The organism is Pseudomonas sp. HR1 (genome assembly GCF_030175875.1).
In the GTDB taxonomy this organism is placed as follows: Bacteria; Pseudomonadota; Gammaproteobacteria; order Pseudomonadales; family Pseudomonadaceae; genus Chryseomonas; species Chryseomonas oryzihabitans.
This window is the reverse complement of record NZ_JASNRF010000005.1, coordinates 65,110-79,766: the sequence shown is the minus strand read 5'-3', so window position 1 is coordinate 79,766 and position 14,657 is coordinate 65,110. Positions and strand designations below refer to the sequence as shown.

The following is a 14,657-nucleotide window of genomic DNA, read 5'->3' as shown; positions in this document are numbered from 1 at the left end:
TCAATGAGCGCTGTCCTCACGCCTGCCGCTTTCAACGATTTCAAGGTCGCCGACATCTCCCTGGCCGACTGGGGTCGTCGCGAAGTCATCATCGCCGAATCGGAAATGCCCGCCCTCATGGGTCTGAGACGCAAGTACGCCGGCGAGCAACCCCTGGCTGGCGCCAAGATTCTCGGCTGCATCCACATGACCATCCAGACCGCCGTGCTCATCGAGACCCTGGTGGCCCTGGGCGCCGAAGTGCGCTGGTCGAGCTGCAACATCTTCTCCACCCAGGACCAGGCCGCAGCCGCCATAGCCGCCGCCGGCATCCCGGTGTTTGCCTGGAAGGGCGAGACCGAAGCCGAATACGAGTGGTGCATCGAGCAGACCATCCTCAAGGATGGCCAGCCCTGGGACGCCAACATGGTGCTGGACGACGGCGGTGACCTGACCCAGATCCTGCACGACAAGTATCCGCAGGTGCTGGAGCGCGTGCACGGCATCACCGAAGAGACCACCACCGGCGTGCATCGCCTGCTGGACATGCTCAAGGACGGCACCCTCAAGGTCCCGGCGATCAACGTCAACGATTCGGTCACCAAGAGCAAGAACGACAACAAGTACGGCTGCCGCCACAGCCTCAACGACGCCATCAAGCGCGCCACCGACCACCTGCTGTCCGGCAAGCAGGCGCTGGTGATCGGCTACGGCGACGTGGGCAAGGGCTCGGCCGCCTCGCTGCGTCAGGAAGGCATGATCGTCAAGGTCTCGGAAGTCGATCCGATCTGCGCCATGCAGGCCTGCATGGACGGCTACGAGCTGGTCTCGCCCTATGTCGACGGCCTGAACGACGGCACCGAAGCCTCCGTGGATCGCGCCCTGCTGGGCAAGATCGACCTGATCGTCACCACCACCGGCAACGTCAACGTCTGTGACGCCAACATGCTCAAGGCCCTGAAGAAGCGCGCCCTGGTGTGCAACATCGGTCACTTCGACAACGAGATCGACACCGCCTTCATGCGCCAGCACTGGGGCTGGGAAGAGGTGAAGCCGCAGGTGCACAAGATCCACCGCACCGGCCTGACCGTCGATCCGGCCAACGACGACTACCTGATCCTGCTGGCCGAGGGCCGCCTGGTGAACCTGGGCAACGCCACCGGTCACCCCAGCCGCATCATGGACGGCTCCTTCGCCAACCAGGTGCTGGCGCAGATCCACCTGTACCAGGAGAAGTTCGCCGACCTGCCGGTCGCCGAGAAGACCGCCAACGTCACCGTCATGGTCCTGCCCAAGAAGCTCGACGAGGAAGTGGCGCTGGAAATGGTGAAGGGCTTCGGTGGTGTGGTGACCCGTCTGACCGAGGCTCAGGCCAAGTACATCGGCGTGACCCAGGAAGGCCCCTTCAAGCCCGACAGCTACCGCTACTGATGGCCAGCCCCGCCCGCCAGGGCGGGGCCGCTCACGAGAGAGACGCCGTGAAACCCAGTCTGAGTTTCGAATTCTTTCCCTGCAAGACCGAAGCGGGCCACGAGAAGCTGATCGCCACCGCGCGGCAGCTGGCGAGTCATGGGCCGGAGTTCTTTTCCTGCACCTACGGCGCTGGCGGCTCCACCCGCGACGGCACCTATCGTACCGTGCGCCAGCTCAACGACGAGGTCGGGGTACCCACCGCGCCGCACCTGTCCTGCGTCGGCGACAGCAAGGCCAAGTTGCGCGAGCTGCTGCAGCAGTACCGGGAAGCCGGCATCAACCGCATCGTCGCCCTGCGTGGCGACCTGCCGTCCGGCATGGGCCTGTCCGGTGGTGGCGAATTGCGTTATGCCAGCGATCTGGTCGCCTTCATCCGCGAGGAAACCGGCGATCACTTCCATATCGAGGTCGCCGCCTATCCGGAAACCCATCCGCAGGCGCGCAGCTTTACGGACGACGTGCGCAATTTCGTGTACAAGATGCAGGCCGGTGCTGACCGCGCGGTCACCCAGTACTTCTTCAACGCCGACTGCTACTTCCATTTTGTGGAACGTGTCCGCAAACTGGGAGTCGAAGCCCCAGTGATCCCTGGCATCATGCCGATCACCAACTACAGCAAGTTGGCGCGCTTCTCCGATGCCTGTGGCGCTGAACTGCCACGCTGGCTGCGGAAGCAACTGGAAGCCTACGGTGACGACACCCAGAGCATCCAGGCCTTTGGCGAAGAAGTCATGACCGCCCTCTGCGAGCGACTGCTCGAAGGCGGGGCACCCGGTGTGCACTTCTACACCCTGAACCAAGCGGAGCCGTGTATCGCCATCTGGCGAAACCTCGGTTTTTGAAGTCGGCCACGCGAACTGGCGGCGACTTCACCCAATCGTGATTACCGCTACCGGTCATCGCCCGACTCTTCATCCAGCGCAGGATGACGAGGGCGGGCGAGACGTCCGAAACCTTTCGGACGTCAACCGGAAGCGCAACCGCGCCCCCACGTCGGCGGGACGCCGACAGAGACAGGAACCCCGCATGTCCTTCATTTCCCTCGGTCTCTCCGAGGCCCTTGCCCGCGCCGTGGAAGACGCTGGCTACACGAATCCCACTCCTGTTCAGCAACGCGCCATTCCGGCCGTTCTGCAGGGTCGCGATCTGATGGTGGCTGCCCAGACCGGCACCGGCAAGACCGGTGGCTTCGCGCTGCCGGTACTCGAGCGCCTGTTTCCCAATGGTCATCCCGATGGCCGCCAGCACGTGGCCAAGCAGCCGCGCGTACTGGTCCTGACGCCGACCCGCGAACTGGCGGCCCAGGTCCACGACAGCTTCAAGGTCTATGCCCGTGACCTGCCCATGCGCAGCGCCTGCGTCTTCGGCGGCGTCGGCCTCAAGCCGCAGGTCACCGCCCTGGCCAAGGGCGTCGACGTGCTCGTCGCCTGCCCGGGGCGTCTGCTGGACCTCGCCGGTCAGCAGAGCGTCGATCTGTCCGCCGTCGAGATCCTGGTGCTGGACGAAGCCGACCGCATGCTCGACATGGGCTTCATCCACGACGTCAAGAAGGTCCTGGCCCGTCTGCCGGCGCGCCGCCAGAACCTGCTGTTCTCGGCCACCTTCTCCAAGGACATCACCGACCTCGCCGGCAAGTTGCTGCAGGATCCCGAGCGGATCGAGGTCACCCCGCCGAACACCACCGTCGAGCGCATCGAGCAGCGGCTGTTCCGCATCCCCGCCAACCAGAAGCGCGCCCTGCTCGCCCACCTGATCACCCTGGGTGCCTGGGAACAGGTGCTGGTGTTCACCCGCACCAAGCACGGCGCCAACCGCCTGGCCGAGTACCTGAACAAGCATGGCCTGCCGGCCGCGCCGATCCATGGCAACAAGAGCCAGAACGCCCGCACCAAGGCCCTGGCCGACTTCAAGAGCAACGAGGTCCGCGTCCTCGTCGCCACCGACATCGCCGCCCGCGGCCTGGACATCGACCAGTTGCCCCACGTGGTCAACTTCGAGCTGCCCAATGTCGAGGAAGACTATGTCCACCGCATCGGCCGTACCGGTCGGGCCGGGCGTAGCGGCGAAGCCATCTCCCTGGTTTCGCCCGACGAAGAGAAGCTGCTCAAGGCCATCGAGCGCCTGACCAAGCAGAGCATCCCCGACGGCGACATGCAGGGTTTCGATCCGCAGTCCGTGCCGCCGGAGCAGCCGGAAGTACGTGCCCCGCGCGAGCCGCGTGGCAAGCCGCAGCAGAATCGCCAGAAGAAGGCCGACAAGCCGGCGCGCAGCGAAGGCAAAGGCCAGAATCAGGGCCAGGGCCAGAACCAGGGCAAGGCCGCCAGCGGCGAGCAGTCCGGTGCCCAGCCCCAGGGCGAGCGCAAGGGCCGTACCCGCAATCGTCGCGACCGCCGTGATCGCGACGACGCCGGTCAGGCCAATGCGCAACCCGGCCAGGCCGCGGCCCAGCAGCCGCGCAATCGTGATCCGGAAGAATTCCTGGACGACGATTACGACAACTTCGGCAACAGCGTCGACTACGTCAGCCCCTACCAGGGCAAGGGTCGCAACGGCCAGCGCCGTGGCAACGGCGGCAACGGTGCCCGTCCGGCAGCCGCGAGCAGCAATGGTCAGCAGCCCCGTCAGGGTCAAGGCCAGGGTCAGGGCGCTGCCCGTGCCCAGCGTGGCCAGCAACAGCAGCAGCCCGGCAAGCGCCGTGGCCAGAATGGCCAGCCCCGCGCCGCCCGCCCCTACGAGGCCGCACCCAGCGAGCCGCGTGCCTATGCCCAGGAAGAGCGGGCATCGAGCAAGCCGCAACCGAAGATCGTGCACAAGCCGTCGCGTGCCGACCGCCTGCCGACCCTGGAGCAGCTGGAAGACCTGCCGAGCCGGCCGCGCAGCGAGAAGCCCGCGCTGCTGACCCGCAACCGCGAAGCCTGATGAAGTGCGGGCCGCTCAGGCGGCCCAAACTCCAGGCAAAAAGAAACCCCGCGTTGGCGGGGTTTCTTTTTGCCTGCGGCAGATCAGGCGTGCGCGGCGCGCAGGGCGTCGATATAGGGCTCGGCCTGACGATGGCTGCGGATCAGCTCGATGAAGTCTTCACCCTGATCGTTACGGGCATCCAGATCGTAGCCGGCCTCGACGAAGAAGCCGACGAAGCGCTCGAAATCGTCCGGACGCAGACCGCGATAGGCCTTGACCAGCTTGTGCAGAGACGCGGGGGTATCGTCCGCCGGCTCGACCGCGAGAAACAGCTTGATCTGCTCGTCGCTGATCTCTTCACCGATGACCTGCTTTTTATCCTTGCGCATCCTTTGGCTACCTGTGCTGGGGGATTCTTTGGAGAAAAGAGGGCCGATTCTAACCCCGCCCCTCGCCTGCCCGCCAGTGACAAAGCCAGGGCAATACCGCGACCCCGATCAAAAGTTCAATCGAATTGAGCGCGCATCCAGCGGCGATAGCGCTCGGCATCGGCGGCGCCTTCCAGCGGTGCCCAGTCGGGTCGCTCACCCTCGCCCAGAGGCACGAAGGGCCCGGCCTTGCATTCGAAGAACAGGCAGTCGCCCTCCAGGGCAACCAGCGCATGGTAGTGCCCGGGGGCGAGATCGACGCCCGGGCAACCGGCGCGCTGGGACAACTCGCGGCGCAGCAGCACCTGCCCTTCTTCGCTGAAGGTCAACAGCCCGAGTCGGCCCTGCAGCACCAGCAGACTCTCGGACTTGTGCGGATCCAGGTGGCGATGGGGCGGGATGTAGCTGTCCTCGCACATGCCCACCACCAGGCGGTGGCAGGGCTCGTCCATGGCGTGCAGGTTGTGATGGGCACGGCGGCGCGGACTGGCCGCCGCTTGCCGGAGCAGATCGGCGAACAGCGCCTGATCGAACAGCCGGGCGGTCACAGTCCCTTCACGGCGTAGATGCCGGGCGCATTGCGCCAGTAGCCCTTGTAGTCCATGCCGTAGCCGAAGATATAGCGATCGATGCAGGGCAGGCCGACATAGGTGGCTTGCAGGCCCTTGACCTTGCGGTCGTGGGTCTTGTCGATCAGCACCGCGGTATGGACCTCGCGGGCGCCGGCATGGCGGCAGAAGTCGATGATGGCCTTGAGGGTGTGGCCCTCGTCGAAGATGTCGTCGACGATCAGGACGTCGCGATCGATGAAGGACACCTCGGGCTTGGCCTTCCAGAACAGCTCGCCGCCAGTGGTCTCGTTGCGATAGCGGGTGGCGTGCAGATAGGACATTTCCAGCGGGAAATTCAGCCGGGTGGCCAGCTTGCCGGTCAGGATCAGGCCGCCATTCATGACGCAGAAGACCACTGGATTGCGCTCGGCGAGATCGGCGGTGATGGCCGCGGCGATCCGGTCGATGGCCGCTTCGACCTGGGCTTCGTCATACAGGCAATCGGCTTCCTGCATGACCTGGCGGATGTGGGCGAGATCGGCGGACATGGGGCTTCTCCGGGGGACGGGGCGCCTGCGGGGTGGTTGGCGCGGATAAAAGGCGGCAAAGGTACAGACACCGCGGACCGATCTCAAGCGCCGCCAGGCGGCTACTATTGTCGCAGGGTACTGCCCACCTCGAGCCGGATGCTTTAATGTACCGCGGTTTTTTTGTGCGCCTGCCCTTCCTGCGGCAGGCCTTCGGGCCGCCGGTCGTACCGAAACCGCCCTCGATCCGCTGCCCTACCGTCTCTGGAGAATCCCATGCCCGTCCACGAAATCCGCCACCCGCTCATCCGTCACAAGCTCGGTCTGATGCGGCGCGCCGACATCAGCACCAAAAACTTCCGTGAACTGGCCCAGGAAGTCGGTGCCCTGCTGACCTACGAGGCGACCAAGGACCTACCGGTGGAAGAGGTGGACATCGAGGGCTGGTGCGGTACCGTCAAGGTGGAAAAGATCTCCGGCAAGAAGGTCACCGTGGTGCCCATCCTGCGCGCCGGCATCGGCATGCTCGACGGCGTGCTCAGCCTGATCCCCAGCGCCCGGGTCAGCGTGGTCGGCCTCGCCCGCAACGAATCCACCCTGCAGGCCCACACCTACTTGGAAAAGCTGGTGGGTGAACTGGACCAGCGCCTGGCCATGATCATCGATCCCATGCTGGCCACCGGCGGCTCCCTGATCGCCACCATCGATCTGCTGAAGAAGGCCGGGGCCAAGGAAATCCGCGCCCTGGTGCTGGTCGCGGCGCCCGAGGGCATCGCCGCGGTCGAGCAAGCCCATCCGGACGTGCGCCTCTACACCGCCTCCATCGACGAGCGCCTCAACGAGCATGGCTACATCCTGCCGGGCCTGGGCGATGCCGGTGACAAGATCTTCGGCACCAAGCAGAAGGACGCCTGAGCGTGACCGCGCGGGAACCGCTCTGGCGGGAGATCCTGGTCGGCGCCCAGATGCTCTTCGTGGCCTTTGGCGCCCTGGTGCTGATGCCGCTGATCACCGGCATGGACCCCAATGTGGCCCTCTTCACCGCAGGCTTCGGCACCCTGCTGTTCCATCTGGTCACCGGCCGTCAGGTCCCGGTGTTCCTGGCGTCGAGCTTTGCCTTCATCGCCCCGATCATCGCCGCCAAGGCCGAATTCGGCCTGCCGGCGGTGCTGGGCGGCGTGGTGGCGGCCGGCTTCGTCTACACCTTCCTGGGGCTGGCGGTGAAGCTGCGTGGCGTGGGCTTCATCGATCGCCTGCTGCCGCCGGTGGTGATCGCCCCGGTGATCATCTCCATCGGCCTGGGCCTGTCGCCGGTGGCGGCCAACATGGCCATGGGCAAGGCCGGTGACGGCAGCGCCCAGCTGGTGCCCTATGCCACGGCGATGATGATCTCCATGCCGGCGCTGGTCACTACCCTGCTGGTGGCCATCTACGGCAAGGGCATGTTCCGCCTGGTGCCGATCCTCGCCGGGGTCTTCGTCGGCTACGCGCTGGCCTTCGTCTTCGGCATCGTCCATACCGAGGGCATCGGCGCTGCGCCCTGGCTGGCGATCCCGGCCTTCGTCGCACCGGAATTCCACTGGGGCGCCATCCTGTTCATGGTCCCGGTGGCCCTGGCGCCGGCCATCGAGCATGTCGGCGGGGTGATTGCGGTGGGCGGGGTGACCGGCGAGAACTACCTCAAGCAACCCGGTCTGCACCGCACCCTGCTGGGTGACGGCCTGGCCACCTCCTCCGCCGGCCTGTTCGGCGGACCGCCCAACACCACCTACGCCGAGGTGACCGGCGCGGTGATGCTGACCAAGAACCACAATCCGCGGGTCATGCTGTGGGCGGCGGGCTTCGCCATGGTGCTGGCCTTCGTCGGCAAGTTCGGCGCGGCACTGCAGACCATCCCGGTGCCGGTCATGGGCGGCATCCTCTGCCTGCTGTTCGGCTCCATCGCGGTGGTGGGGCTGAACATCCTGATCCGCCATCAGGTGGATCTGTCCGAGGCGCGCAACCTGGTGATCGTCTCGGTGACCCTGGTGTTCGGCATCGGTGGCATCGTCTTCGGCAACGGCGAGATCGGCCTCAAGGGCATCTCCCTCTGCGGCCTGATCGCCATCGGCCTCAACCTGGTCCTGCCCGGGCACAACGCCTGGAAGAAGGACGCCGAGCCGCCTGAGCGTCCGCTGCTCTGACGGCACGCCTCCAGATGCCGGCCTAGGCCGGCATCTTGGGTTGCTCGATGGGCTGCGGCGGCAGCTCCGCCACCTCTTCGCACAGTTCCACCAGCGCCTGCGCCCAGGCCGGGTTGTCGTTGACGCAGGGAATCAGCACCAGCTCCCGGCCACCGGCTTCGATGAACTGCTCGCGCCCGCGATCGCCGATCTCTTCCAGCGTCTCGATGCAATCGGCGACAAAGGCCGGGCACATCACCAGCAGGCGCTTCACGCCGGCCTTGGCCAGCTCGTCCAGCCGCGCCTCGGTGTAGGGCTCGATCCACTTGTCCTTGCCCAGCCGTGACTGGAAGGACACCGACCACTTGCCATCGGGAATGCCCAGGCGCCGGGCCACCAGCTCGGCGGTGCGCTGGCACTGGCTGCGATAGCAGACGGCCAGGGCCTTGGCGCTGACCTTGCTGCTGTCGGGCGCGCGCAGGTCGTGGCTGCGATCCTTGACCAGCTTGCGGATGTGCCGCTCGGGCAGGCCGTGGAAGGACAGCAACAGGTGGTCGTAGGGCTCCTCGAGATAGGGCTCGACGCTGGCCGCCAGCGCCGCCTGGTATTCCGGACGGTCGTAGAAGGGCGGCAGGATCTTCAGCGTCAGCGGCAGCTGGTGGGCCTCGATCACCCGCCGTGCCTCGACGATGGCGGTGGTGGTGGTGCTGTCGGCGAACTGCGGATAGAGCGGCGCATAGGTCACTTCGCGGATGCCCTGGCTGGCCAGGCGCTTGAGCACCGATTCCACCGAGGGCTCGCCGTATCTCATGCACAACTCCACCGGACCGTGGCGCCAGAGGGGCCGCACGGCCTCCTGCAGGCGGCGGCTGAGCACGATCAGCGGCGAGCCGTCGTCCCACCAGATCGACTCATAGGCCTCGGCCGAGGCGGCGGGTCGCTTGATCAGCACCAGGGACACCAGCAGACGGCGCAGCGGCCAGGGCAGATCGACCACATAGGGATCCATCAGGAACTGGTTCAGATAGCGCTTCACGTCGGGGACGTGGGGCGAATCGGGCGAACCCAGGTTGGCGAGCAGCAGAGCGTTGGTAGTCATCGTGAATCCTTGGCAGCGAGCAGGTCGGCCAGGGCCGCGTCCAGCTCGGGATAGCGAAAGACATACCCGGCCGCGAGCAGGCGCTCGGGTCGGGCGCGCTGACCACCCAGCAGGAGGATGGACAGCTCTCCCATCAGGCGCAGGGCGAAGGCGGGAATCAGCAATCGCGCCGGGCGCCGCAAGGCCCGCCCCAGCGCTTCGGTGAACTCGCGGTTGCGGACCGGCTGGGGGGCACAGAGATTATAGGGACCCTGGGCGTCGCTTCGGTTGAGAAGAAAATCGATGGCCCCGATTTGATCCTGTAAATGAATCCAGGGCATCCATTGGCGTCCATTGCCCAGGCGCGCGCCCAGGCCGAAGCGGAAGGGCGGCAGCAGGCGCAGCAGAAAGCCGTCGTCGGCGGCCAGTACCAGGCCGGTGCGCAGGTTGACCACGCGGATGCCCAGTTGCTCGGCCTCGTTGGCGATCTGCTCCCAGGCCAGGCACAGCTCGCCAGCGAAGTCGGGGCCGGCCAGGCTGTCGGCCTCGCTCACCGGTTTTTCGCCGCTGTCGCCATAGAAGCCGGTGGCCGAGCCGGAGAGCAGGACCGCGGGTTTCTGCGGGCGCCCGCGCAGCCACTCGATCAGGCGCTCGGTGGTGCCGATGCGGCTCTGCCAGAGTTCGGCCTTGCGACTGCGTGTCCAGGGCTTGTCGGCGATGGGCGCGCCGGCCAGGTTGACCACCGCGTCCAGCTGCTCGTCGCCCAGCGCGTCCAGCTGGGCGATGCCGCGCACGCCGGGTCCGCATTCGCGCGCTACCCGCGCCGGGTCGCGGCTGAGCACGGTGAGCTGGTGCCCGGCAGCCGCCCATTGGCGGCACAGCGCGCGGCCGATCAATCCGGTGCCACCTGTCAGCAGGATATGCATGTCGTCACTTCCTTCTCGTATTGCCCTGCCGCCCGTATGCATCTGAACGAAGGGAAGAGGATTGTTTGGTATGGTCGTGGGTCGAAAGATCCAGAACGGTTGCCAGTCGTAGCCGTAGAGCCCTTGCGCGCGCAAACGTTCGACAAGGGCGAATCGTCAGACAAGCGAGGTCCATCATGACTGCCCCCATCGCCATCGTTGGCGCAGGAATAGCCGGACTTGCCGCGGCCCAGACGCTGATTCGCGCCGGGCAGCAGGTCCAGATCTTCGACAAGAGCCGCGGCAGCGGCGGCCGCATGGCCAGCAAGCGCAGCGAAGCCGGTGCCCTGGACCTGGGCGCCCAGTATTTCACCGCCCGCGACCGGCGCTTCATCGACGCCCTCAACGAATGGCGGCGAGCCGGTTGCGCGGCCGAATGGAATCCGGTGCTCTACCAGTATCGCGACGGGCGCCTGAGTCCCTCCCAGGACGAGCAGCCGCGCTGGGTCGGGGTGCCGCGCATGAGCGCCATCACCCGCCACCTGCTGGCCGATCTGCCGGTCACCTTCGACTGCCGCATCACCGAGGTCTTTCGCGGCGCCCAGCACTGGCACCTGCTGGACGCCAGCGGCGAGACCCACGGCCCCTTCGCCCAGGTCGTCATCGCCATGCCGGCGCCCCAGGCCACCGCCCTGCTCTCCAGCGTGCCCAAGCTGGCGGCCACCGTGGCCGGCGTCAGCATGGAACCGACCTGGTCGGTGGCCCTGGCCTTCGCCACGCCCCTGCAGACCCCGGTGGAAGGCTGCTTCGTGCAGGGCAGCGAACTGGACTGGCTGGCGCGCAATCGCTGCAAGCCCGGGCGCGACACCACCCTGGACACCTGGGTGCTGCACGCCACCAGCGCCTGGAGCAAGGCGCACATCGATGCCTCCAAGGACGCGGTGATCGAACGTCTGCACGGCGCCTTCGCCGAGCTGATCGGCTGTCCGCTGCCGGCGCCGGCCTTTACCCTGGCCCATCGCTGGCTCTATGCCCGCCCCGCGCAACCTCACCAGTGGGGCGCCCTGGCCGACCCCGACATGGGCGTCTTCGTCTGTGGCGACTGGTGCTCCAGCGGGCGGGTGGAAGGGGCCTGGTTGAGTGGTCATGAGGCTGCGCAGCAGCTCCTGAGCAGTCTGGATTAAGCGACGAAGCGCACGCCGTCTGTAACCTGCGGCGAATCTTTTGCCGCAGCCCCCTGTCGAAAGTTGCACCAAACTTGTACAAACAGGAAAACCTTGTACAAGAAAATACACGACAGGGGATCTCCATGCTTGCCAACTCCTCCTCCAGCCTGCCCCGCCCGCGCCTGGGCATCAGTGCCTGCCTGCTGGGTGACGAAGTCCGCTATAACGGTGGACACAAGGAATCCCGGCTCTGCAGCCAGACCTTCGCCGAGCACTTCGACTTCGTCCGGGTCTGCCCGGAAATGGCCATCGGCCTCGGCACGCCCCGCGAACCCATCCGCCTGGTGGGCGACTCCCAGGCGCCGCGCGCGGTGGGCACCGTCGACCCCAGCCTGGACGTGACCGCCGCCCTGACCCGCTACGGGGAAAAGATGGCGGGCGAGCTCACCGACCTGTCCGGCTTCATCTTCATGCAGAAATCGCCTTCCTGTGGCATGGAAAGGGTCAAGGTCTATCACGCCAATGGCCAGGGCAGCGAAACCGACGGTCGCGGCCTGTTCGCCGCCGCCATCATGCGTCTACGACCGGACTTGCCGGTGGAAGAAGCCGGGCGCCTGAATGATCCGGTGCTGCGGGAAAACTTCGTCACCCGCGTCTTCGCCCACGCTCATTGGCTGCAGCTCATGCAACAAGGCCTGACGGCACGTGCCCTGCTGTCCTATCATTCGCGCTACAAGTACCAACTCATGGCCCATGATGCCCACCGGGCCCGGGCGCTTGGTCAGTTGGTCGGCAGCATCGGCCAGCGCAATCTGGACGAGCTGGGACAGGAGTATTTCAGTGGCCTGATGGCTGCACTGAAAAAGTGCGCTACCCGTGGTACTCACTGCAATGTGCTCTATCATCTATTCGGTTATCTGCGTCGGGTCCTGAGCGACAGCGAGAAGCAGGAAATGCAGCAGCTCATCGAGCAGTACCACGAGGGCGTCGTTCCTCTGGTCGTGCCCCTGACGCTGCTCAAGCACCACTTCCGCCAGCATCCGGATCGTTATGTGAACGAGCAGGCCTATCTCCAACCGCACCCCGAACGCCTGAGTCTGCGAAATGCCATCTAGCGCCTCTCCCTTGCCTTCGTCGTCCAACGCCGAAGAGCAGGACTACCAGTCCGCTCTCCATGAGGGCTGGCTGCCCATCCGGGAAATCGCCCGGCGCACCGGCGTGAACGCCGTGACGTTGAGGGCCTGGGAGCGGCGCTATGGCTTGCTGGTGCCCAAGCGCACCCCCAAGGGCCATCGGCTGTACAGCGAGGCCCATGTGGTCCGGGTGCAGCAGATCCTCGCCTGGATCGCCCGCGGCGTGGCGGTCAGCCAGGTCAAGGGACTGCTCGACGAACAGCGGCCCGCCGCGGTACCTAGCGACACGCCTTGGCAGGGCATCCATCAGGAGATGATGGACGCCATCGGCCGGCTGGCCTCGCGCGCCCTGGACGAAGCCTACAATCGCGCCGCCTCGCTCTATCCCCCGCGGGTGCTGCTGGACCAGTTGCTCTGGCCGCTGCTGCGGGAACTGGAGCGCCTGAGCCAGGCCACCGACGATGGCGGCTTGCAACAGGTGTTCTTCCAGTCCTGGCTGCGCAGCAAGCTGGGCGCGCGGATCTACCACAGCCAGCACAGCCTGAGAGGCGCCCCCCTGGTGCTGCTCAATCTCGACGACACGCCGATGAATGTGTCCCTGTGGCTCTGCGCCTGGCTGATCAGCGCCGCCGAGTGCCCGGTCGAGATCGTGGAATGGGCGGTCCCCGCGGGCAATCTGGATCGCCTGGTCGAGCAGCTGGAGCCCCGCGCGCTGGTGCTCTGCCGTGACAGTCGACCCGACAGCGAGCTGCGCCGCCAGCTGCAGACCTTCGCCAACCGCCATGCCCGCCCCTGCCTGACCCTGGGCGCTCTGGGCGAATCCCTGACCGCCGACGCCGCACCGGCGCGCAGCCCGGGGGAGGCCTTCGACCGCCTGCAGAGTGCCGGCCTCCTGCGCCAGGAACGCCACACATGAGTCAGCTCGTCTGGTTTCGTACCGACCTGCGCACCCTCGATCATCCCGCTCTCCACGCCGCCGCCGAACAGGGTCCGATGGTGGCCGTCTTCCTGCTGAGTCCTGCCCAGTGGCAGGAACATGACGAGGCGGCGGTCAAGGTCGATTTCTGGCTGCGCAATCTCGCCGAACTGGGCAAGACGCTCGGTTCTCTCGGTATCCCCCTGCTGGTGCGCAGCGCCGAGCGCTGGAAACAGGCGCCCCAGGTACTGCTTGAGCTGGCCAGGGAACTGGACCTCGAACACCTGCACTTCAATGACGAATACGGGGTCAACGAAGCCGCGCGCGACGACGCCGTGGCTGAAGCCTTCGAAGCGGCGGGGCTGACGGCCCATCGCTATCTAGACCAGACGCTGTTCGCGCCGGGTACGGTGCTGACCAAGAGCGGCGGCTATTTCAAGGTCTTCGGCCAGTTCAGGAAGACCTGCCTGGCACGCCTGGAAACCGGTCTGCCGACGCCCCTGCCCGCTCCCGGCAAGCAGAAGAAAAGTCTGGTCCAGGCGGATGACCTGCCCACCTCGGTCGCCGGCTTTGCGGCCATCTCGCCCGAGGTGCAACAGCTGTGGCCGGCCGGTGAAGAGGCCGGCCTGCAGCGTCTGCAGGCCTTTATCCAAAACGACCTGGAGGACTATCACCAGGCGCGGGACATTCCCTCCACACCCGGTACCAGCCAGTTGTCCGCCTACCTCAACGCCGGCGTGCTGACGCCCCGGCAGTGCCTGCAGGCGGCGGTCCGGGCCAATGACGGCCTGCTCAGCGGCGGCAAGCAGGGGGCGGCCACCTGGATCACCGAGTTGCTCTGGCGCGAATTCTATCGCCACGTGCTGGTGGGCTATCCCTGGGTTTCGCGGCACCAGCCGTTCAACCGGGACCTGGCCGCCCTGCCCTGGCGCGACGACCCCGAAGGCCTCGACGCCTGGCAGCAGGGGCGCACCGGGATTCCCATCATCGATGCCGCCATGCGCCAGCTCCTGCAGACCGGCTGGATGCACAACCGCATGCGCATGCTGACCGCCATGTTTCTCTGCAAGAATTTGCTGATCGACTGGCGTGAAGGTGAACGCTGGTTCATGCAGCACCTCATCGACGGCGATCTGGCCTCCAACAACGGCGGCTGGCAGTGGAGCGCCTCCACCGGTACCGATTCGGTGCCCTATTTCCGGGTATTCAATCCCCATACCCAGGCGCTCAAGATCGATGCCCGGGGCGATTATGTGCGCACCTGGATACCGGAGCTGGCCGACCTCAAGGGCAAGGCCGTGCACACCCCCGGGGGCCGTTACCTGACGCCGCTGGTGGACCTGGGCGAGAGTCGCCAGCGCGCCCTGTCCGCCTACCGTGGCATGGCGCGCAAGACGGAAACGAAAAAGCCGGACTAGGTCCGGCTTTTTTCATATCG

General features: G+C 66.3%; 14 protein-coding genes. 9 read left to right on the top strand and 5 right to left on the bottom strand.

Annotation, left to right across the window (positions count from 1 at the left end; all coding sequences use genetic code 11):
* The first annotated feature begins 3 nt into the window (after window positions 1-3).
* The 3 genes from ahcY (at window position 4) to rhlE2 (ending at window position 4,371) form a co-directional block, all read left to right on the top strand.
* Window positions 4-1,410: an adenosylhomocysteinase gene (ahcY, locus tag QKY98_RS18160; RefSeq protein ID WP_007161576.1), complete on the top strand. Its 1,407-nt coding sequence runs from the start codon at window positions 4-6 to the stop codon at window positions 1,408-1,410.
* Between the two features lie 47 nt (window positions 1,411-1,457).
* Window positions 1,458-2,294 (top strand): methylenetetrahydrofolate reductase [NAD(P)H], encoded by an 837-nt coding sequence (metF, locus tag QKY98_RS18155; RefSeq protein WP_007161575.1) that lies wholly within the window; start codon window positions 1,458-1,460, stop codon window positions 2,292-2,294.
* A gap of 184 nt (window positions 2,295-2,478) precedes the next feature.
* Window positions 2,479-4,371, top strand: coding sequence for an RNA helicase RhlE2 (gene rhlE2, locus QKY98_RS18150; RefSeq protein WP_278897346.1), 1,893 nt, complete (start codon window positions 2,479-2,481; stop codon window positions 4,369-4,371).
* 83 nt (window positions 4,372-4,454) lie between these two features.
* Here rhlE2 and QKY98_RS18145 read toward each other — a convergent pair whose 3' ends face one another.
* The 3 genes from QKY98_RS18145 to QKY98_RS18135 form a co-directional block, all read right to left on the bottom strand.
* On the bottom strand, window positions 4,455-4,742 hold the full coding sequence (locus tag QKY98_RS18145) for a PA4642 family protein (protein ID WP_007161573.1): 288 nt from the start codon (window positions 4,740-4,742) through the stop codon (window positions 4,455-4,457).
* Between the two features lie 116 nt (window positions 4,743-4,858).
* The gene (locus QKY98_RS18140; protein WP_144961954.1) at window positions 4,859-5,329 is read right to left on the bottom strand and encodes a WbuC family cupin fold metalloprotein; all 471 of its coding nucleotides are present in this window, start codon (window positions 5,327-5,329) and stop codon (window positions 4,859-4,861) included.
* Entirely contained in the window at window positions 5,326-5,880 is a 555-nt protein-coding gene (locus QKY98_RS18135) for a hypoxanthine-guanine phosphoribosyltransferase (protein ID WP_027602880.1), read from the bottom strand. The genes QKY98_RS18140 and QKY98_RS18135 overlap by 4 nt, the downstream gene beginning before the upstream one ends.
* Before the next feature lie 255 nt (window positions 5,881-6,135).
* Here QKY98_RS18135 and upp point away from each other — a divergent pair, with 255 nt between their 5' ends.
* A complete protein-coding gene (upp, locus tag QKY98_RS18130; protein WP_027598946.1) occupies window positions 6,136-6,774 on the top strand; it encodes a uracil phosphoribosyltransferase in 639 nt (212 codons plus the stop codon).
* A gap of 2 nt (window positions 6,775-6,776) precedes the next feature.
* Window positions 6,777-8,042: a uracil-xanthine permease family protein gene (locus tag QKY98_RS18125; RefSeq protein WP_502945092.1), complete on the top strand. Its 1,266-nt coding sequence runs from the start codon at window positions 6,777-6,779 to the stop codon at window positions 8,040-8,042.
* 22 nt (window positions 8,043-8,064) lie between these two features.
* Here QKY98_RS18125 and QKY98_RS18120 read toward each other — a convergent pair whose 3' ends face one another.
* Both QKY98_RS18120 and QKY98_RS18115 read right to left on the bottom strand, forming a co-directional pair.
* On the bottom strand, window positions 8,065-9,120 hold the full coding sequence (locus tag QKY98_RS18120; protein ID WP_027598948.1) for a ferrochelatase: 1,056 nt from the start codon (window positions 9,118-9,120) through the stop codon (window positions 8,065-8,067).
* Entirely contained in the window at window positions 9,117-10,025 is a 909-nt protein-coding gene (locus QKY98_RS18115; RefSeq protein ID WP_042136587.1) for a TIGR01777 family oxidoreductase, read from the bottom strand. The genes QKY98_RS18120 and QKY98_RS18115 overlap by 4 nt, the downstream gene beginning before the upstream one ends.
* Before the next feature lie 65 nt (window positions 10,026-10,090).
* Between QKY98_RS18115 and QKY98_RS18110 the strand changes: the two genes are divergently transcribed.
* The 4 genes from QKY98_RS18110 to QKY98_RS18095 all read left to right on the top strand — a co-directional run bounded on the left by QKY98_RS18110 (window position 10,091) and on the right by QKY98_RS18095 (window position 14,637).
* Window positions 10,091-11,188, top strand: coding sequence for an NAD(P)/FAD-dependent oxidoreductase (locus QKY98_RS18110; protein ID WP_077173138.1), 1,098 nt, complete (start codon window positions 10,091-10,093; stop codon window positions 11,186-11,188).
* A 125-nt stretch (window positions 11,189-11,313) separates the two neighbouring features.
* Window positions 11,314-12,285 carry a YbgA family protein gene (locus tag QKY98_RS18105; RefSeq protein ID WP_027602876.1) on the top strand — a complete coding sequence of 324 codons (972 nt, stop codon included), beginning with the start codon at window positions 11,314-11,316 and terminating at the stop codon, window positions 12,283-12,285.
* Window positions 12,275-13,219: a MerR family transcriptional regulator gene (locus QKY98_RS18100; protein WP_150340595.1), complete on the top strand. Its 945-nt coding sequence runs from the start codon at window positions 12,275-12,277 to the stop codon at window positions 13,217-13,219. The genes QKY98_RS18105 and QKY98_RS18100 overlap by 11 nt, the downstream gene beginning before the upstream one ends.
* Entirely contained in the window at window positions 13,216-14,637 is a 1,422-nt protein-coding gene (locus QKY98_RS18095; protein ID WP_284671360.1) for a cryptochrome/photolyase family protein, read from the top strand. Before QKY98_RS18100 ends, QKY98_RS18095 begins: the two co-directional genes overlap by 4 nt.
* Window positions 14,638-14,657 lie beyond the last annotated feature (20 nt).

What these genes read in the sequence shown, in the direction of transcription:
- ahcY (WP_007161576.1), top strand. Translation starts at nt 4, where the DNA reads ATGAGCGCTGTCCTCACGCCTGCCGCTTTCAACGATTTCAAGGTCGCC.
- QKY98_RS18095 (WP_284671360.1), top strand. Translation starts at nt 13,216, where the DNA reads ATGAGTCAGCTCGTCTGGTTTCGTACCGACCTGCGCACCCTCGATCAT.
- QKY98_RS18135 (WP_027602880.1), bottom strand. Translation starts at nt 5,880, where the DNA reads ATGTCCGCCGATCTCGCCCACATCCGCCAGGTCATGCAGGAAGCCGAT.
- rhlE2 (WP_278897346.1), top strand. Translation starts at nt 2,479, where the DNA reads ATGTCCTTCATTTCCCTCGGTCTCTCCGAGGCCCTTGCCCGCGCCGTG.
- QKY98_RS18115 (WP_042136587.1), bottom strand. Translation starts at nt 10,025, where the DNA reads ATGCATATCCTGCTGACAGGTGGCACCGGATTGATCGGCCGCGCGCTG.
- QKY98_RS18145 (WP_007161573.1), bottom strand. Translation starts at nt 4,742, where the DNA reads ATGCGCAAGGATAAAAAGCAGGTCATCGGTGAAGAGATCAGCGACGAG.
- QKY98_RS18105 (WP_027602876.1), top strand. Translation starts at nt 11,314, where the DNA reads ATGCTTGCCAACTCCTCCTCCAGCCTGCCCCGCCCGCGCCTGGGCATC.
- QKY98_RS18100 (WP_150340595.1), top strand. Translation starts at nt 12,275, where the DNA reads ATGCCATCTAGCGCCTCTCCCTTGCCTTCGTCGTCCAACGCCGAAGAG.
- upp (WP_027598946.1), top strand. Translation starts at nt 6,136, where the DNA reads ATGCCCGTCCACGAAATCCGCCACCCGCTCATCCGTCACAAGCTCGGT.
- QKY98_RS18120 (WP_027598948.1), bottom strand. Translation starts at nt 9,120, where the DNA reads ATGACTACCAACGCTCTGCTGCTCGCCAACCTGGGTTCGCCCGATTCG.